Raw genomic sequence first — 16,983 nt, forward strand, 5'->3', positions numbered from 1 at the left:
GGGGCTGCCATGACGGACGGCATCGACGTGAGCGTGCCACCGAGCGGACCTGGGTGCGCGGAGTGCGACGCGGCCGACCCGCAGGGGTGGTGGTTCCACCTGAGGCGCTGCGCCCAGTGCGGGCACGTCGGCTGCTGCGACTCCTCGCCGGCCGCGCACGCCACGGCCCACTGGAAAGCCACCGGGCACCGCTACGTCCAGTCGTACGAGCCGGGCGAGGACTGGTTCTACGACTACGAGGAGGAGTCGATCCTCACCGGCCCCCAGCTGGCGCCGCCGACCTCGCACCCGGACGACCAGCCGTCCCCGGGACCCGCCGGCCGGGTGCCTCGCGACTGGATGATGCACGTACCGCGCTGAGCGGTGACGATGTCGGGACGGACCGTGACGCCGACCTGGTCCGGGCTAGCGTGACCTCCATGCCTGACGTGCTGCGCTACACCGCGTTCTCCGACCACCCGGCGGGCGGCAATCCCGCTGGCGTCGTGCTCGACGCTGCTGGGATGACCGAGTCGGAGATGCTCGCGACGGCGGCCGAGGTCGGCTACTCGGAGACGGCGTTCCTCGTGCCCCGTGACGAGGGCGGGCGGGTCTACGACGTCCGCTACTTCGCCCCCGAGGCGGAGGTCCCGTTCTGTGGGCACGCGACCATCGCGTCCGCCGTCGCGGTGGCCGAGCGCGCGGGTGCCGGCGCGCTCACCATGCACACGCCGGCCGGGACGATCGACGTGGACACGGTCGAACGCGACGGTCGGCTGTGGGCGACGCTGACCAGCGTGGACCCGCAGGTCGTCCCGGCCGACACGTCCCTCGTCGCCGAGGTGCTCGACGCGCTCGGATGGGCTCGCGACGACCTCGACCCCCGCTATCCGGTCTCGTGCGCCAACGCCGGCGTCTGGCACCTCGTCCTCGTCACCCGCACCCGCGAGCGGCTCGCACGACTGTCGTACGACTTCGACCGGCTCCGCGACGTCATGGAGCGGTCTCGGCTCACCACCCTCCAGCTCGTCTGGCCCGACCACTACGACACCTACCAGTCGCGCAATCCTTTCCCGGTCGGCGGTGTGGTCGAGGACCCTGCCACCGGAGCGGCCGCAGCTGCCTTCGGGGCCTACCTTGCTCACCACGGCCTCGCCTCGCCGGCCGCGTCGTTCACCATCGAGCAGGGTGTCGACATGGGCCGGCCGAGCCTCATCCATGTGACCCTGAGCAGCGACTCGCCGCGCGTGCGGGTCAGCGGCAAGGCCGTCGCGCTGTGAGCGACGCACCCCTGGTCAACGGTGCGGTCTCGTACTGGATGAGCGAGCTCGGCCGTACCAAGCCCACCCGTCCGCCGCTCGGGGGCGACCACCGGGTCGATGTCGCGATCGTGGGCGGGGGTTTCACCGGACTCTGGACCGCCTACTACCTCGCGCAGGCCGAGCCGACCCTGCGGATCGCGGTGCTCGAGCGCGAGGTCTGCGGCTACGGTGCGTCGGGTCGCAACGGTGGCTGGCTCACGTCGGCGATGGCGGGCTCGCGGGAGGTGTACGCCGCAGCCCGTGGCCGCGAGGGCGTCGTGGCGCTCAGCGAGGCGATGAAGGCGACGGTCGACGAGGTGATCGCCGTCGCAGCTTCCGAGGGCATCGACGCCGACGTGGTCAAGGGCGGCGAGCTCACGGTCGCCTGCAACGCGGCGCAGGACGAGCGGCTCCGGGCCGACCACGCGTACGCCGAGTCCTGGAGCGACCACGACCACGAGCTGCTGGACGCCGACGGCGTCGCCGCCCGGGTCGCCGTCGCCGACGCGGTCAGCGGCCTCTGGACCCCGCACTGCGCACGCCTCCACCCCGCCAAGCTGGTCACCGGGCTGGCCGCCGCGGTCGAGCGCCTGGGCGTCGAGGTGTACGAGGGCACTGCGGTGACCGCGATCGAGCCGCGTCGCGTCCGGTTCCGGAGCGGGTCGGCGACGGGCACCGTCGCCGCGACGTACGTCGTGCGGGCGACCGAGGGCTTCACCGCTTCCCTGCCAGGTCTGCGGCGCACCTGGCTCCCGATGAACTCCGCGATGGTCGTCACCGAGCCGCTGGGCGCGGCCGTCTGGGACACCATCGGCTGGTCGGGCTACGAGACGGTCGGCGACCAGGCCCACGCCTACATGTACGCCCAGCGGACGGCCGACGACCGGATCGCGATCGGCGGTCGCGGCGTGCCGTACCGCTATGGCTCGCGCACCGACCACGACGGCGCGACCCAGCGCGCGACCATCGACAGCCTTCGTGACGTGCTCGCGCGGCGCTTCCCCGCAGCCGCCGGCGCTCGTCTGGACCATGCCTGGGCGGGGGTGCTCGGGGTCCCGCGCGACTGGTGCGCGACGGTCACGCTCGACCGTACGACCGGGCTGGCGGCTGCAGGCGGCTACACCGGGCACGGGGTGGCGACCACGAACCTGGCCGGGCGGACGCTGCGCGACCTCGTCCTCGGCGAGGAGAGCGCCCTGACGGCGCTGCCGTGGGTCGGTCACCGCACCCGGCGCTGGGAGCCCGAGCCGCTGCGGTGGCTGGGAGTGCAGGCGATGTACGCGGCCTATCGTGCGGCGGATCGCCGCGAGGACTCGCGAGGCGGGCGGACGTCGCGGATCGCCCGGCTCGCCGATGCCGTCAGCGGCCGGTGAGACAGCACCGCGCGCCTGAAGGCGCTGCGGGCGAAGACGGGTGTGCGGACGGGCTCGGGGGTCGTGGTGGTGGCCTCGCGCCTGCGCCGAGCCGCGGCGTCGTGCCGACCGAGCGCCAGACCGACGGTGGAGCAACCCCACGCCCCGACGACCAGCCCGGGTGAGAGCACCAGGAGGTCGTCGCGGAGCAGCGTCACGTCGGTGCCTCCAGCGGCGATCGCGCTCGCGGCCCACTGCCAGGTGACGCAGACGACGGCGGACACGACGCCGACGCAGGCCCACAGGGGGTAGGGCTTGGGGAGCCCTCGCCGCCCGTCGCGGAGCGCGACGGCTCCGGCCGTCGCGAACCACACCGCTGTGGTCACGACCGCGGATGCGATCGTCGCGTCGGGGGTGCCGCCGACCAGGAGCCCGACGGTCCGTCCGAGGACGATCCAGACTCCCAGCAGCACGACAACCCGGAGCGCGACGTCCCCCGAACGTCGCATGAGGACATCATGACCCGAGTCGGCTGATACGGCACGAGAGCGACCGATCCGGTCAGCGGCGCCGGTGATCCATCAGGGTCAGGCGAGGGCCGCGGCGCGGACGGCGGAGCACCCCGTCGGCGTACAGCAGGTTGATCACCCGGCCCCGGTGACCGCGCCAGGGCTCCAGGATCTCGAGCATCGCCGCGTCGTCGACCGGCTCGCCGACGAAGGCCCAGCCGACGTCCTTGGCCAGGTTGTAGTCGCCGACCGAGACGGCGTCGGGGTCACCGAGACGCTGCCTCACCTCGGCGCTGGTCCACACGCCGATGCCCGGGAGCGACCGCAGCCCCGCCGACACCTCGGCGTACGACCGGTCGGCGAGCCGCTCGACGGCCGTGGCCCGCTGCGCCGCCTGCACGACGGTGCGGGACCGTGCAGGGTCGACTCCGGCGCGGTGCCACGCCCACGAGGGGAGCGCGCGCCAGTGCTCGGGCGCGAGCGGGACGACCATCGGGACCGGGGTAGGCCCGGGGGCGGCCTCGCCGTGAGCGCGGAGCAGACGCCGCCAGGCGGCGTACGCGTCGACGGACGGCACCCGCTGCTCGAGGATCGCGGGGACGAGCGTCTCGAAGATCCGGCGCTGGGTGGGCAGCCGGAGGCCCGGGTGACGTTGCAGAGCACGCGCGACGAGCGGGATGCGCGGCTCGAACCCCGACCAGTCGTCTTGGTGGCCGAGCAGCCCGGGGACCTCGTCCAGCAGCTCGTCGGTGCCGTCGCCCCAGGCGTCGACGGTGATCTCTTCGGCGACCTCGGCTACCCGGTAGGTGACCGGGCCGGACCGCATGCGCCCCGCTCGCCACACCGCACCGTCCGAGGCGACGTGGTGCGCCGGGTCGTACGGCCCCTTGCCGAGCCTGCCCAGCGTCCAGCGCACGTCGACCGCGCCGGCAGGACGCCAGGTGCGCGAGGCGCCGGAGCGAAGTGCGGGAGAGGTCGTCACCCTTCGATCGTGACACGTGCCCCCGACTCTCCTGCGTAGGATGCCGTCCTGATGAGTGGAACTCTCTGCCTGGCGCACCCATGAACGGCCGCTACGCCCCGAGCCCGTCGGGTGACCTCCACGTCGGCAACCTGCGGACCGCGATGCTCGCGTGGATGTTCGCCCGCTCGACCGGTCGGGGCTTCCGGATGCGGGTGGAGGACCTCGACCGTGTCCGCCCAGGAGCCCAGGAGCGGCAGCTCGCCGACCTCGCTGCGCTCGGCATCGACTGGGACCCCCCGGTGGTCCTCCAGTCGTCGCGGCAGGCGGACTACGCGGACGCCGTCGCGACGCTCGCCGCGCGGGGACTGACCTACGAGTGCTTCTGCACGCGCCGCGAGATCGCCGAGGCTGCGTCGGCCCCGCACGGCGTCCCGGGCCACTACCCGGGGACGTGCCGACGGCTGAGCGATGCCGAGCGTGAGGCCCGCCGCTCGCAGCGCCCCGCGGCGCTCAGGCTCGCGTCGGACGTCGACGAGTTCGCCGTCCACGACGTCCTCCACGGCACCGTCACCGGGCCGGTCGACGACCTCGTCCTGGTCCGCAACGACGGTGTGGCGGCGTACAACCTGGCAGTCGTCGTCGACGACGCCGCGATGGACGTCGACCAGGTCGTGCGGGGCGACGACCTGCTCACGTCGGCGCCTCGGCAGGCCTACCTGGCGACGCTCCTCGGCATCACGCCGCCGGAGTACGCCCACGTCCCGCTCGCGCTCAACACCGAGGGCAAGCGACTGGCCAAGCGCGACGGCGCCGTGACCCTCGCCGACCTCGAGGCGCTGGGGTGGACGTCGGCCGACCTGGTCGCGGCGATCGCGGACTCGTTGGGGATGTCCGCGCGCGACGCCGCGGGGATGCTGGCCGAGTTCGATCCCGCCGCGCTGCCCCGTACCCCGTGGGTCTTCGTTCCGCCGGAGGCTCCGGCTGCTTGACTCGGGGGTGTGCTCGACGCCTACTTCCGCGAGACGCCGCTGTCCGGCATCGGCGTCGTGGTGGCGCTGCTCCTCGCCACCACGCTGGCGGCGGTGGCGCTCCGGACGGGGACCGTCTCGCCGCTGCGGGTCTGGTTGTACGCCGCCGCGCTGGGGTCGTACGCCGCCGTCACGATGATGCCGGGCGCACTCGACCAGGGCTGGCGCTGGGTCAGCCCGTTGGGTCTGCACGTCGACCCGCCACGGTGGGATGCCCTGCTGACCGGGATCGACTCCCGCTCGCTCAACGTCTGGGCCGGGCTAGCGCTAGGAGCCTCGGCCGTGCTGCTCTCGCTGGAGCTGCGCCAATGGTGGCCGTCGCTCGTCGTCCTCGCCGCCCCGTGGCTCGTGGAGTGGTGGCAGGCGGTCATGCCCACCGCCCGCGACGGGTTGTCGGGTGAGGACGTGGGGGACAACCTCTACGGGATCGCGGTCGGGGCCGTGATCGGTCTGCTCCTCCACGCGGGGCTTGTGCTGGTCGAGCGTCGAGCGGGTACCCACGACGTGTAACGGTCTGGTCGGCGCGGGCGACATCTCGCCCCGTGCACCGGCGGGGCCGTCGCGAGAGGATCGTCGGGAACGCCGCGTACGTACGAGGAGGTCGCCATGCCGGTGAACGGTGGAGTTCTGCAGGGTCGCGAGTCCGAGGTCGTCGCGGGGGTGCATCCCCAGCTCTTCATCGGAGGCAAGTGGCGTGACGCCGAGGGCCAGAAGACCTTCGCCGTCGAGGACCCGTCCACCGGCGAGACGATCGCGCACGTCGCCGACGCGTCGGTCGCCGACGGGCGGGCCGCGCTCGACGCCGCGGTGGAGGCACAGTCCGACTGGGCCAGGACGCCGCCGCGAGAGCGCGGCGAGATCCTCCGCAAGGCTTTCGAGCTGATCACCGCCCGCGCCGACGACCTCGCGCTGCTGATGACGCTGGAGATGGGCAAGCCGCTGTCGGAGTCCAAGGCCGAGATCGCGTACGGCGCGGAGTTCTTCCGCTGGTTCTCCGAGGAGGCCGTACGCATCAACGGCCGCTACGCCGTCGCGCCCAACGGGGCGACGCGTCTGCTCACGCTCAAGCAGCCGGTCGGGCCGTGCCTGATGATCACGCCGTGGAACTTCCCCCTCGCGATGGGCACACGCAAGATCGGCCCGGCGATCGCCGCGGGCTGCACGATGGTCGTCAAGCCGGCCGGGCTCACGCCGTTGACGATGCTCGCGCTCGCCGACCTCCTCACCGAGGCAGGGCTGCCGGAGGGCGTCCTGAACGTCGTGACGACGAGCTCGACCGGCGAGGTGATGGAGCCGCTGATCCGCGACCCGCGCCTGCGCAAGCTCACGTTCACCGGGTCGACGCCGGTGGGCCGCAAACTCATCGAGCAGAGCGCCGAAGGCATCCTGCGGGTGTCGATGGAGCTCGGCGGCAACGCGCCCTTCCTCGTCTTCGAGGACGCGGATCTCGACAAGGCCGTGGACGGCGCGATGCTCGCCAAGATGCGCAACGTGGGTGAGGCCTGCACCGCGGCCAACCGCTTCCTCGTCCACGAGTCCGTCGCCGACGAGTTCGGCCGCCGGCTCGCCGAGCGGATGGGCGCGATGAGCATCGGGCGCGGCTCGGAGGACGGCGTCGAGGTCGGTCCGCTGGTGGAGGGGAAGGCGCGCGACAAGGTCGCCGAGCTGGTCTCCGACGCCGTCGAAACCGGCGCGACCGTGCTCACCGGCGGCGAGGTCCCGGACGGGCCGGGCTACTTCTACCCGCCCACCGTCCTCGCCGGAGTCAGCCCGGACGCCCAGGTCTTCCGCGAGGAGATCTTCGGACCCGTCGCGCCGGTCTTCACGTTCTCCTCCGACGAGGAGGCGATCCGGATGGCGAACGACACGGAGTACGGCCTCGTCGCGTACGCGTTCACGGAGAGCCTCGCGCGCGCGGTACGGGTCTATGAGGGTCTCGAGACCGGGATGGTAGGGATCAACCAGGGCGTCGTCTCCAACCCCGCCGCGCCGTTCGGGGGCGTGAAGGCCTCCGGCTTCGGCCGTGAGGGTGGCGCGGAGGGCATCGACGAGTACCTCGAGGTGAAGTACGTGGGCCTCGCGCTCTAGGGCCCGGCCCGCGCCCATTTCCCCCGCCCCCGTCCCCGATTTGTGCAGTTGGTGAAGGTTCTTCGACGCGAGACCTTCACCAACTGCACAAATCGGGGACGGGACGGACGGGACCGGTCGGCTAGAGGTGGCGGCCCTCGGCGAGGAACGCCAGCCGACGGAGCGACTCACGGTTGCGCGCCTGGAGGCCGAGGGACTCCACGGGCTTCGGAAGGAGCTTCGCGGGCCCGCTGACGGTGTGCTCCTCCATCTCGACCGTCGTCGTCGCCCCGTTGTCCTCGAGCGTGAGACGGACGACGCCCTCGCCGAGCGGCCACGCCCGGACGCGGAGCTCGAGCCGCCGTCCCGGATCGCAGGCGATGACGCTCGTGGTGTCGTCGATGAGCATCGGCCACGTCCCGACCGAGTGGTGGATCTTGGTGCCCGGCTCAGGGAACCCGTCGTCGACCCGACGGATGCGGGAGGCGCCGACGACCCATCCGGCATAGGTCCAGCCGTCGGCGAGGACGGCGAAGACCTGGTCGGCGGGGGCGGCGATCTCACGTGAGACGACGGTCATCAGGTGCTCCTTCTCGAAGGGTGGGGACATCTCCGCGGCGCAGACGGGCGACGAGCGGACGCGCGCGGCGGAGCAGGGCAGGTTCGGCGAGCACGGCGCGGGCCGCGTTCGCCCCGGGGGCTCCGTGCACACCGCCGCCGGGATGGGCCGACGCCGACGCCAGGAACAGGCCGGGCACCGGGGTCGTCGCGCGACCGTTGCCGGGGACGGGTCGGAAGATCAGCTGCTGGTGGATCGCGGAGGTGCCGCCGTTGACGGCACCGCCGACGAGGTTCGCGTCCCGAGCCTCGAGCTCGCGCGGACCGAGGACCCGTCGAGCGACGATCCGGCTCGCGAGGTCCGGGGCATGGGCCTCGAGCCGGCGTTGCATCCGATCGGCGAAGCGCTCGACCTCGTCGCGGTCCCAGCGACCCGTGATGCGGTCACCGCCGGCGTCGTGCCGGACGTCCTGGGGCACGTGCGCGTAAGCCCAGAGGGCCTCGGTCCCCGCCGGGGAGCGGGTCGGGTCGGCGGTGGTCATCTGGCCGACGAGGACGAACGGCTCGCCGGGCACGGTGTGCGCGTTGATCTGCGCGGTCGTCTCAGCGATCTCGCTCACGGAGTCGGCGAGATGGACCGTGCCGGGCGGGGCGTCCGGCGGCGACGACCAGGGCACCGGGCCGTCGAGCGCCCAGTCGACCTTGATCGTCCCCGGGTCGAGCTGGAACCGCTGCATCCGACGGCGCAGGCGCGCGGGGAGCTCGGCCTCCGGGATCAGGTCGCCGTACAGCGACGAGGCCACGACGTCGGCCACGACCGCACGTCGGGCGGTGACGACCTCGCCGTCCGCGACCCGGACGCCGACCGCTCGTCGGTCGCGGAGCAGGACCCGGTCGACGCGCGACGAGGTACGGATGTCGCCCCCCAGGGAGGCGAACCGCCGTGCCAGCGCCGCCGAGAGCCGGCCGGCCCCACCCCGAGGCACCGGGAACCCGACGGTCTGCCCCAGCATCGTCATGAGGAGACCCATCAACCCCGAGCCGGCGGCGTCGGCGGGGATGTCGGCGTGCGCGGCGTTGCCGGCGATCAGCAGGCCCGCGCCTGGACCCTCGAAGCCGTCGCTGCCGAGGGCGGCCGCGGGCTCCAGCAGACGGCGTACGTAGTCGATCCCTCCGACCGAGCGCAGCGCCCACAACGTCCTGGCCCCGGCACGCAGCGGCGGGAACGGCGTCGTCAGGGCGTCGACCATCGCGTCGCCGACGTGACGCCAATCGTCGACCCACGCGCGCCAGCGGTCGCCGTCGCCGGAGCCGAGCGCCTCGAGGGACCGGGCGGTCGCGTCGACGTCACGGTGCAGCATCGCCCACGAGCCGTCAGGGAGCGGGTGCCCGAGGACGGCGGGCGCGTGGCTCCACTCCAGACCGTGCCTCTCGAGGCCGAGCCCGCCGATCGCGCCCGACGCCGCCGCGAGGGGATAGAACGAGCTGAACGTGTCGTGCTCGTAGTCGGGGTGCACGTCGCGCGCGCTGCGCACGGCTCCACCCACCTCCGGCTGCGCCTCGAGGACGACCACGTCGAGTCCCGCGTCGGCGAGGAGGTTCGCCGCCACGAGACCGTTCGGCCCGGCCCCGACGACGACCGCGTCGTACTCGGTCGTGGCCACGTGAACTCCCTCTCGGATCCGGTAGACGGCCCCCCGGCGGTACCCCTGGAGGGCGGTCTGAAACCCCGCGTGTCCTGCGCGAGGCTGGGTACCGGTGAGCCCGACGGAAGGAACGAACCCGATGCACTCCTGGTGGTACGACCAGAACCCTGACCGCCCGACCTACTCCCCGCTGAGCGAGGACCTCTCGTGCGACGTCGTCGTCGTGGGCGCGGGCCTGGTCGGGGCCACGACCGCGCTCGCGCTCGCTCGCGCCGGAACCTCGGTCGTCGTGCTCGAAGGGCGCACCGTCGCTGCCGGGACGACAGGGGGTACGACCGGCAAGGTGAGCCTCCTCCAGGGCTCGCGCCTCTCGACGCTCCAGCGGCACCACCCCGAGCGCCTCCGGGGCTACGTCGAGGCCAACCGCTCCGGCCAGGAGTGGATCCGAGCGTTCTGCCAGAGCAGCGGTCTGCCGTACGACGTCCGCGACGCGGTGACGTACGCGACGACCGCGCACGGCGAGAGCCAGCTGCGGCGCGAGCACGAGGCGTGCGTGGAGGCAGGACTGCCGGTGGTGTGGGAGGACAGCCTCGAGCTGCCGTACGAGGTGCGAGGCGCGATCCGGCTCGCCGGGCAGGGGCAGATCGACGCCGTCGCGGTCACCGACCGCATCATGTCCGACGCCGTCGAGGCGGGGGCGCGGCTCTTCGAGCAGACTCGTGTCCTTCGCGTGGACGGCGGTGAGAGGCCCCGGGTCCGGACCGAGCACGCGACGGTCGACGCGCGCCACGTCGTCCTCGCCACCGGGATACCGATCCTCGACCGTGGCGGCTTCTTCGCCCGCCTCTCCCCGGAGCGGTCGTACGCCGCCGCCTTCCGCACCGACGGTCCCGCGGTGGACGCGATGCACCTGTCGATCGACACTCCGACCCGCTCCCTGCGGACGTCGACGCCCGACGAGTCGGTGCTCGTCGTCGGCGGCAACGGGCACACCACCGGGCGCGCCCGGTCCGAGGCGCAGAAGGTCGACGACCTCGTCGCCTGGTCCCAGAGCACCTTCGGCGTGGGGGACCCGCTGGCCACGTGGTCGGCGCAGGACTACGCGCCCGCCTCCGGTCTGCCCTACGTCGGCAGGCTTCTGCCGAACCGCGGGGCGGTCCACGTCGCGACCGGCTTCAACAAGTGGGGGTTGGCGATGGGTGCGGCCGCGGGCCTCGCCCTCGCCGGTGACCTCTTGGGCGAGACGCCCTCGTGGCGCGACGCTGTCAGCTCCTGGCGCCGACCCGCGCTGCGTGATGCGGCGAAGGCGGCTGAGCTCAACGCGTCGGTCGGTGTGGAGATGGGCAAGGGATGGGTCTCGGCCGCGGTGACGCGCGACGGCGCCCCGCCGTCGGTCGGCGGGGTGCCGCCCTGCGCGGACTCCGGTAACGGCGCGCCGGTCTCGGCGGTCTGCACCCACCTCGGCGGGATCGTGGAGTGGAACGACGCCGAGCGGTCCTGGGACTGCCCCCTGCACGGGTCGCGGTTCGCCGAGGACGGCTCGGTCATCGAGGGTCCGGCGACCCGTCCGCTCAAGCCGTGCCGGTGAGTTCCGCACGCTGAGCCGGTCAGCACCGGGAGGGGTCCGGACGTGACCCCGCAAGGAGGGCGACCATGCTTGCCGACTCACCGGCCTTCAGCGGCTTCTCGGTCGACGACACCGCGGCTGCGCAGGCCTTCTACTCCGACACGCTCGGCCTCGACGTGGAGGAGCAGGACGGGATGCTGACGCTGCACCTCGCGGGTGCCCGCGACACGCTCGTCTACCCCAAGGGCGACCAGCACCAGCCGGCGTCGTTCACCGTCCTGAACTTCCCGGTGCCCGACATCGAGACGGCCGTGGACACCCTCGCCGGGCGCGGTGTGTCGTTCGAGAGGTACGAGGGCACGCCCATGGCCACCGATGCCACGGGCATCTTCCGTGGAGGAGGACCGCTCATCGCGTGGTTCACCGACCCCGCGGGAAACGTGCTCTCGGTGATCCAGCAGTAGCCAGGCGCGAGGCAGGTCAGAGCGGGACGTCGGCGCGGACGTGGTCCTCACGGTCGTGGAACACCGCGCCGTCGCGGAACACGACACCGTCGCGGAAGCGGCCCTCGATCTCGCCGCCGCCGAACTGCTCGACGTAGAGCCGCGAGTACAGCCCGCCCTCGGCGAGCAGCTCGGCGTGTGTGCCCTGCTCCACCAGCCGGCCCTCCTCGAGCCCGAAGATGACGTCGGCGTTCTGGATCGTCGACAACCGGTGCGCGATCGCGATCGTGGTGCGCCCGACGGTCGCGCGCTCGAGAGCGTCCTGGACGAGGCGCTCGGTCTCGGTGTCGAGCGCCGACGTCGCCTCGTCGAGGATGAGGACCCTGGGGTTCATCAGGAACACTCGCGCGATCGCGATCCGCTGCTTCTCGCCCCCTGACAGCCGGTAGCCGCGCTCACCGGTCACCGTCTGGTAGCCCTCGGCGAAGCTCATGATCCGGTCGTGGATGTTGGCGTCGCGCGCAGCCTGCTCGACCTCCTCCGGCGTCGCGCCCTCCTTGGCGTACGCGATGTTGTCGTAGACGGTGCCGTGGAAGAGGTACGGCTCCTGCGTCACCATCCCGGCCGTGGTCGCCAGCGAGTGCTCGGTCGCGTCGCGGACGTCGACGCCGTCGATGAGGACGGCGCCGTCGGTCACGTCGTAGAAGCGGGGTACGAGGTACGTCATGGTGGTCTTGCCCGATCCCGACGGCCCCACGATGGCCGCGAGCTGACCCGGCTCGACCGTCAGCGAGACGTCCTGCAACGTCCAGCGCTCCTCCGTCACGGGGTCCTGGTCGTCGGTGCCGCGGGGCTGCTGGATGCCCACGAGCCGCGGTGGCGGGTAGCGGAACCACACGCCGCGGAACTCGACGCGTCCTCCCTCTCCGGTGTCGGGAAGCGGCCGGGCGTCGGGCCGCTCGACGATCGCCGGCTCCAGGTCGAGGTACTCGAAGATCCGTCGGAACAGCGCGAGCGACGTCTGGACGTCGAGGGTGACGCGCATAAGCTGGATCAGGGGCATCTGCAGCCGGGCTTGCAGCGTGGTGAACGCGACGAGGGTGCCCGCCGTCAGCGCGGCGCCGGAGGAGTCCAGCCGCCCGGTCAGCATCAGGCCCGAGACGAGATAGATCAGGGCCGGTGTGATCGCGAAGAACGTCTGGACCATCGCGAAGAACGTCCGGCCCGTCATCGCGGCCCTGACCTGGAGGTGGGTCTGGCGGTGGTTCTCGTCGCGGTAGCGCAGCGTCTCGCTCTCGGCGCGGTTGAACACCTTGGCGAGGAGGATCCCGGAGACCGACAGCGCCTCCTCGGTGATCGCGGTCATCTCCGACAGCGACTCCTGGGTCTTGCGGGCGAGCCGTTGGCGCCGCCGCCCGACCCGCACCTGGATGACGACGAACACCGGCATCAGGATCAGCGTGATGATCGTGAGCTGCCAGGACAGGATCACCATCGCGACGAAGGCCGAGAGGACCGTGACGGCGTTCTGGAGGATGGTGGTCGCGGTGTCGGTCAGCACCGTCCGTACGCCGCTGACGTCGTTGGCCAGGCGCGACTGGATCGCCCCGGTCTTCGTCGCGGTGAAGAAGCCGAGCTCCATCGTCTGCAGGTGCGCGAACAGTCGTCCGCGCAGGTCCGCCATCGCGGAGTTGCCGATCGTCGACGTGAGATAGTTCTGGCCGATCGCGATCAGCGAGGTGACGACCGGGATCGCGCACAGCCCGGCGACCAGCCACCCGAGGAGCCCGAGGTCGGGGCCACCACCACCGGGCGGGAACAAGGCGTCGTCGAACACCGCCTTGGTCAGGAACGGCGCGAGCGAGGCCAGCACGGCGCCGGCGACGACGGCGAGGCCGACGAGCAGCATCTTGCGCTTGTACGGCGCGAGGAGGTGGGCGATCCGCGGCAGCACCCGCCCCGCGTCCTCCCGGGTGACGGCGCGGCGCGCGGCACGCGCCGTCTCCTCCATCGATGACGTCATGGGTCGAGCGTAGGTCGCATCCGGCGGGGCGAAGGTGTGACGGCTTCCCACGTGGGTACCTCGCGGAGGCAACCTTCCGCTAGTCGAGAGGAGACATCTGATGTCCAAGCCCGACCTCAGCGGACGCCGAGTCCTGGCCCTGGTCAGCAACTACGGCGTCGAGCAGGACGAGCTCGTGGTGCCCGTCGACCACCTGCGTGAGCACGGGGCCGAGGTCGATGTCGCCGCGGTGGAGGACGACCCGATCGAGACCCTGGTCGGCGACAAGGACCCCGGCAAGGCGGTCACTCCCACGACGACGATCTCGCAGGTGGACCCGTCGGCGTACCACCTGTTGCTGCTCCCGGGCGGCACCATCAACGCCGACCAGCTCCGCCTCGACGAGGACGCGGTCGGGGTCGTGACGGCGTTCGAGAGCAACGGCCGTCCGATCGCCGCGATCTGTCACGGTCCGTGGGCGCTGGTCGAGGCCGGCGTCGTCGACGGCCGACGGCTCACGTCGTACGCCTCGCTGCAGACCGACATCCGCAACGCCGGAGGCCAGTGGGTCGACGACGCCGCGGTGGTCGACGACAGCCGGACGCCGACCTTGATCACCTCGCGGACGCCGAAGGACCTCGAGGACTTCCTCCGGGAGATCGACAGGGCGCTTTCGGGGTCCCGATAGCTCGCGTGCGGACCCGTCGCGTGACACGCTCCACGACGGGTCCGTGCGCGACCAGCTCCTGGCGTGCCAGGGTTGCCCGGTGAATCCAGCGGCGTCCTCCTCACCCCATCCCGCAGCCCGGCTCGCGGTGACCGGCGACCCGACGGTGCGCTCGGCGCTGGAGAAGGCGCTGGTCTTCGACGGCCACAACGACCTCGCGTGGGAGTCGCGGGTCGAGGCGGCGTACGCGACGGACGGCCTGGGAGAGGTCGCTCCGCACGGGCGCTTCCACACCGACGTCCCGCGCCTGCGCCGTGGCGGGGTCGGCGCCCAGTTCTGGTCGGTGTTCGTGCGGACATCGCTCGCGGGTGCCGACGCGGTCGAGGCGACCCTCGAGCAGATCGACTTCGTCCACCGGCTGGTGGCGGCCTACCCGGACGACCTCGCGCTCGCACGGACGGGCGACGACGTCCGGGCGGTGTGGGCCGACGGCAAGGTGGCCTCCCTGCTGGGCGCCGAGGGCGGTCACAGCATCGACGACTCGCTCGCCGTGCTGCGGGTGCTCTCGCGGCTCGGCGTCGCCTACATGACCCTCACGCACAACGACAACACGGCGTGGGCCGACTCCGCGACCGACGAGCCGGTCCACGGCGGTCTCACCGACCTCGGTCGCGACGTGGTTCGGGAGATGAACAGGCTCGGGATGCTCGTCGACCTGTCCCACGTGGCGACGACGACCATGCACGACGCCCTCGACGTCACGGCGGCGCCGGTGATCTTCAGCCACTCCAGCTGCCGCGCGGTGGCCGACCACCCTCGCAACGTGCCGGACGACGTGCTGCTCCGCCTGCGTGACAACGGGGGCGTGCTGATGGTGGCCTTCGTGCCGAGTTTCCTCAGCGAGAGCTGGGCGCGCTGGCGTCACGGCGGCGAGGTCGGCCCCGAGCCTCGGGTCACCGTCCAAGACGTCGTGGACCACATCGAGCACGCTCGTGAGGTGATGGGCGTCGAGCACGTCGGGCTGGGCGGTGACTACGACGGCTTCGTGCGGTTCCCCGTCGGTCTGGAGGACGTCTCGACCTACCCGCGCGTCCTCGAGGCGCTCGCAACCCGGGGGTGGAGTGCCGACGACATGGCGGCGCTCGCGGGCGGCAACGCGCTCCGCGTGCTCGACGCGGTCACGTCCGGCGGCCGCTGAACACCTCCGCCACCGTGGTCGCGGGGCGCCCCAGCAGCGCGGGAACGTCGTCGCTCACGTGCTCCAGCTCGCCGTCGGCGACGGCGGTGTAGGTGCTGACCCACGCCTCGACCAGCCAGCGCGGTGCCTCGTACCGTGCCCGGCTGGCGAACGCCTCCTGCACCGTCTCGGCGACGTACCGGTGAGGTCTGCCGGTCGCCGTGGTGAGGAGCGCCGCGATCTCGTCGAGCGTCAGGGCCTCGGGCCCGGTGAGCTCGTACGTCCTGCCCGTGTGCGCTGTGGGGTCCTCGAGCACGTGTGCGACCACCGCCGCCACGTCGGCCTGGGAGACGGAGGCGACCCTGCCGCGACCGGCGGGCCCGCGGATCACGCCGTCGTCGCCGAACATCGTCTGGATCGCCTCGGTGTAGAGGTTGTCGCGCAGGAACGTCCACTCCACCGGAGCGGCGGCGATCAGCTCCTCGGTCGCGCCGTGGTCGCGGGCGAGGAGGAACCCTGCGTCCGGACCCGCCCCGACGAACGACAGGTAGACCAGCTGGCGTACGCCCGCAGCGACCGCCGCGTCGACCGCCGTACGGTGCTGGGCGACGCGGTCGGCCGACTCTGTCGCCGAGACCAGAAAGAGGGTGTCGAGTCCTTCGTACGCCGCCCGGCATGCGTGCGCGTCGTCGTACGAGGCGACCGCGACCTCCGACCGGGGCAGAGTCGGCGTGCGTGCCGGATCGCGGACGATCAGCCGCGTGGCATACCCGCCGTCGGCGAGGTGGCGTGCGGCCGCCCGGCCGACGCGGCCGGTCGCTCCCGTGATGCCGATGAGGGTGGTCATGCCCCCGATCGTGGCACGGGAGTCTGGTGGTGCGTCGCCTCTCCGGTCTGAGAACGTGGCGTCACCTCAGGTGCCGGGCGAAGAACCTGGCCGCGTCGTCCGCCGCGAACGGCGGAACCCCGGTGTGCCCGCCCATGTTGGCTTGCAGCGTCTTCTCCTGGGAGCCGAAGGCATCGAAGAGGTCCAGTGCCCGCTGCCGGTCATTCCCTTCGTCGTCCCACTGCAGCAGGACGTGCAGCGGCACGGTGATCTGACGGGCCTCGTCGAACATGACGCGCGGCACGAAGGTTCCGGCGAACAGCCCGAGCGCCGCGATGCGTGGCTCGACCAGCGCCAGCCTGATCCCGAGGGCGGTCACCCCGCCCGAGTAACCGACCCGGCCGCTGATCCCTGGCAGCGCGAGGAGGTCGTCCAGGAGCGTCTGCCATTCGGGGACGGCGTTCTCGACGAGGGGAAGGACCAGCCTGTCGACGATCTCGTCGACGGGCTCGCCGGCCAGCACCGCTCGCCGCAGGTCGGCGCGGGCCTGCTCGGCGTCGGCCGACGGAGGTCGACCGCCGGCCCCTGGCAGCTCGATCGTGGCCGCGGCGAAGCCGTTCGCTGCGGAGTGTCTCGCTCGCCCCACCAGCCGCGGGTACATCGTTCGAAGCCCGCCAGGGTGACCCATGAGGAGCACCGGCGCTGGCGAGGACGTGGGGGTCCACAGCATGCCGGGGATGCCGCCGAGGGTGAACTCTCGTTCGAGGACGCCGTCGTCGAGGCGCTCTTCGGAGGTGATGCGCATGGTCGTGCCTTTCGGGAGTGCTTGAACGGCGCTCCCGGACGACCTATCGCCCGGCTGTGACCTCACCGAGGAGCACCCACGTCATTGCGTTC

17 protein-coding genes are annotated in these 16,983 nt (G+C 72.3%); 10 read left to right on the forward strand and 7 right to left on the reverse strand.

Annotated features, from left to right (window positions below; translation table 11 throughout):
• The first annotated feature begins 9 nt into the window (after positions 1-9).
• From KV097_RS18040 to KV097_RS18050, 3 genes are read left to right on the forward strand one after another with little or no spacing between them, the layout of a single operon-like run.
• Positions 10-360: a UBP-type zinc finger domain-containing protein gene (locus tag KV097_RS18040; RefSeq protein WP_220342642.1), complete on the forward strand. Its 351-nt coding sequence runs from the start codon at positions 10-12 to the stop codon at positions 358-360.
• 59 nt (positions 361-419) lie between these two features.
• Positions 420-1,259: a PhzF family phenazine biosynthesis protein gene (locus KV097_RS18045; RefSeq protein WP_220366674.1), complete on the forward strand. Its 840-nt coding sequence runs from the start codon at positions 420-422 to the stop codon at positions 1,257-1,259.
• Entirely contained in the window at positions 1,256-2,653 is a 1,398-nt protein-coding gene (locus KV097_RS18050) for an FAD-binding oxidoreductase (RefSeq protein ID WP_301022662.1), read from the forward strand. Before KV097_RS18045 ends, KV097_RS18050 begins: the two co-directional genes overlap by 4 nt.
• On the opposite strand, the gene KV097_RS18055 is transcribed toward KV097_RS18050, so the two are convergent.
• The gene (locus tag KV097_RS18055) at positions 2,566-3,141 is read right to left on the reverse strand and encodes a hypothetical protein (RefSeq protein WP_220342639.1); all 576 of its coding nucleotides are present in this window, start codon (positions 3,139-3,141) and stop codon (positions 2,566-2,568) included. The genes KV097_RS18050 and KV097_RS18055 overlap by 88 nt on opposite strands.
• Before the next feature lie 52 nt (positions 3,142-3,193).
• Positions 3,194-4,123, reverse strand: coding sequence for a DNA-3-methyladenine glycosylase (locus KV097_RS18060; RefSeq protein ID WP_255559824.1), 930 nt, complete (start codon positions 4,121-4,123; stop codon positions 3,194-3,196).
• An 80-nt stretch (positions 4,124-4,203) separates the two neighbouring features.
• Between KV097_RS18060 and gluQRS the strand changes: the two genes are divergently transcribed.
• The 3 genes from gluQRS to KV097_RS18075 all read left to right on the forward strand — a co-directional run bounded on the left by gluQRS (position 4,204) and on the right by KV097_RS18075 (position 7,221).
• Positions 4,204-5,094, forward strand: coding sequence for a tRNA glutamyl-Q(34) synthetase GluQRS (gene gluQRS / locus KV097_RS18065; RefSeq protein ID WP_220366675.1), 891 nt, complete (start codon positions 4,204-4,206; stop codon positions 5,092-5,094).
• Positions 5,095-5,103: 9 nt separating this feature from the next.
• Positions 5,104-5,643: a hypothetical protein gene (locus KV097_RS18070; protein WP_220366676.1), complete on the forward strand. Its 540-nt coding sequence runs from the start codon at positions 5,104-5,106 to the stop codon at positions 5,641-5,643.
• Between the two features lie 96 nt (positions 5,644-5,739).
• A complete protein-coding gene (locus KV097_RS18075; protein ID WP_220366677.1) occupies positions 5,740-7,221 on the forward strand; it encodes an NAD-dependent succinate-semialdehyde dehydrogenase in 1,482 nt (493 codons plus the stop codon).
• 121 nt (positions 7,222-7,342) lie between these two features.
• Here the strand turns inward: KV097_RS18075 and KV097_RS18080 are convergent, their stop codons facing one another.
• Both KV097_RS18080 and KV097_RS19845 read right to left on the reverse strand, forming a co-directional pair.
• A complete protein-coding gene (locus KV097_RS18080; RefSeq protein ID WP_220345598.1) occupies positions 7,343-7,780 on the reverse strand; it encodes an SRPBCC family protein in 438 nt (145 codons plus the stop codon).
• Positions 7,761-9,422 (reverse strand): NAD(P)/FAD-dependent oxidoreductase, encoded by a 1,662-nt coding sequence (locus KV097_RS19845; RefSeq protein ID WP_220366678.1) that lies wholly within the window; start codon positions 9,420-9,422, stop codon positions 7,761-7,763. Before KV097_RS19845 ends, KV097_RS18080 begins: the two co-directional genes overlap by 20 nt.
• Positions 9,423-9,543: 121 nt before the next feature.
• Between KV097_RS19845 and KV097_RS18090 the strand changes: the two genes are divergently transcribed.
• Positions 9,544-10,992 (forward strand): FAD-dependent oxidoreductase, encoded by a 1,449-nt coding sequence (locus tag KV097_RS18090; RefSeq protein WP_220366679.1) that lies wholly within the window; start codon positions 9,544-9,546, stop codon positions 10,990-10,992.
• Between the two features lie 65 nt (positions 10,993-11,057).
• On the forward strand, positions 11,058-11,435 hold the full coding sequence (locus KV097_RS18095) for a VOC family protein (protein ID WP_220366680.1): 378 nt from the start codon (positions 11,058-11,060) through the stop codon (positions 11,433-11,435).
• A 16-nt stretch (positions 11,436-11,451) separates the two neighbouring features.
• Here KV097_RS18095 and KV097_RS18100 read toward each other — a convergent pair whose 3' ends face one another.
• Positions 11,452-13,437: an ABC transporter ATP-binding protein gene (locus KV097_RS18100; RefSeq protein WP_255559825.1), complete on the reverse strand. Its 1,986-nt coding sequence runs from the start codon at positions 13,435-13,437 to the stop codon at positions 11,452-11,454.
• A 100-nt stretch (positions 13,438-13,537) separates the two neighbouring features.
• Here KV097_RS18100 and KV097_RS18105 point away from each other — a divergent pair, with 100 nt between their 5' ends.
• Together KV097_RS18105 and KV097_RS18110 are read left to right on the forward strand one after the other, a co-directional pair.
• Positions 13,538-14,104, forward strand: coding sequence for a DJ-1/PfpI/YhbO family deglycase/protease (locus KV097_RS18105; protein WP_220366681.1), 567 nt, complete (start codon positions 13,538-13,540; stop codon positions 14,102-14,104).
• Between the two features lie 79 nt (positions 14,105-14,183).
• The gene (locus KV097_RS18110) at positions 14,184-15,281 is read left to right on the forward strand and encodes a dipeptidase (RefSeq protein WP_308289491.1); all 1,098 of its coding nucleotides are present in this window, start codon (positions 14,184-14,186) and stop codon (positions 15,279-15,281) included.
• Here the strand turns inward: KV097_RS18110 and KV097_RS18115 are convergent.
• Both KV097_RS18115 and KV097_RS18120 read right to left on the reverse strand, forming a co-directional pair.
• Positions 15,262-16,107: an NAD(P)H-binding protein gene (locus KV097_RS18115; RefSeq protein WP_220366682.1), complete on the reverse strand. Its 846-nt coding sequence runs from the start codon at positions 16,105-16,107 to the stop codon at positions 15,262-15,264. The genes KV097_RS18110 and KV097_RS18115 overlap by 20 nt on opposite strands.
• A gap of 61 nt (positions 16,108-16,168) precedes the next feature.
• Positions 16,169-16,891 (reverse strand): alpha/beta hydrolase, encoded by a 723-nt coding sequence (locus KV097_RS18120; RefSeq protein ID WP_255559826.1) that lies wholly within the window; start codon positions 16,889-16,891, stop codon positions 16,169-16,171.
• Positions 16,892-16,983 lie beyond the last annotated feature (92 nt).

The organism is Mumia sp. zg.B17 (genome assembly GCF_019550915.1).
Lineage (GTDB): Bacteria > Actinomycetota > Actinomycetes > Propionibacteriales > Nocardioidaceae > Mumia.

Coding starts and splice junctions, on each gene's coding strand:
- KV097_RS18040 (WP_220342642.1), top strand. CDS start 10: ATGACGGACGGCATCGACGTGAGCGTGCCACCGAGCGGACCTGGGTGC.
- KV097_RS18045 (WP_220366674.1), top strand. CDS start 420: ATGCCTGACGTGCTGCGCTACACCGCGTTCTCCGACCACCCGGCGGGC.
- KV097_RS18055 (WP_220342639.1), bottom strand. CDS start 3,141: ATGCGACGTTCGGGGGACGTCGCGCTCCGGGTTGTCGTGCTGCTGGGA.
- gluQRS (WP_220366675.1), top strand. CDS start 4,204: ATGAACGGCCGCTACGCCCCGAGCCCGTCGGGTGACCTCCACGTCGGC.
- KV097_RS18075 (WP_220366677.1), top strand. CDS start 5,740: ATGCCGGTGAACGGTGGAGTTCTGCAGGGTCGCGAGTCCGAGGTCGTC.
- KV097_RS18080 (WP_220345598.1), bottom strand. CDS start 7,780: ATGACCGTCGTCTCACGTGAGATCGCCGCCCCCGCCGACCAGGTCTTC.
- KV097_RS18090 (WP_220366679.1), top strand. CDS start 9,544: ATGCACTCCTGGTGGTACGACCAGAACCCTGACCGCCCGACCTACTCC.
- KV097_RS18095 (WP_220366680.1), top strand. CDS start 11,058: ATGCTTGCCGACTCACCGGCCTTCAGCGGCTTCTCGGTCGACGACACC.
- KV097_RS18100 (WP_255559825.1), bottom strand. CDS start 13,437: ATGACGTCATCGATGGAGGAGACGGCGCGTGCCGCGCGCCGCGCCGTC.
- KV097_RS18105 (WP_220366681.1), top strand. CDS start 13,538: ATGTCCAAGCCCGACCTCAGCGGACGCCGAGTCCTGGCCCTGGTCAGC.
- KV097_RS18115 (WP_220366682.1), bottom strand. CDS start 16,107: ATGACCACCCTCATCGGCATCACGGGAGCGACCGGCCGCGTCGGCCGG.
- KV097_RS18120 (WP_255559826.1), bottom strand. CDS start 16,891: ATGCGCATCACCTCCGAAGAGCGCCTCGACGACGGCGTCCTCGAACGA.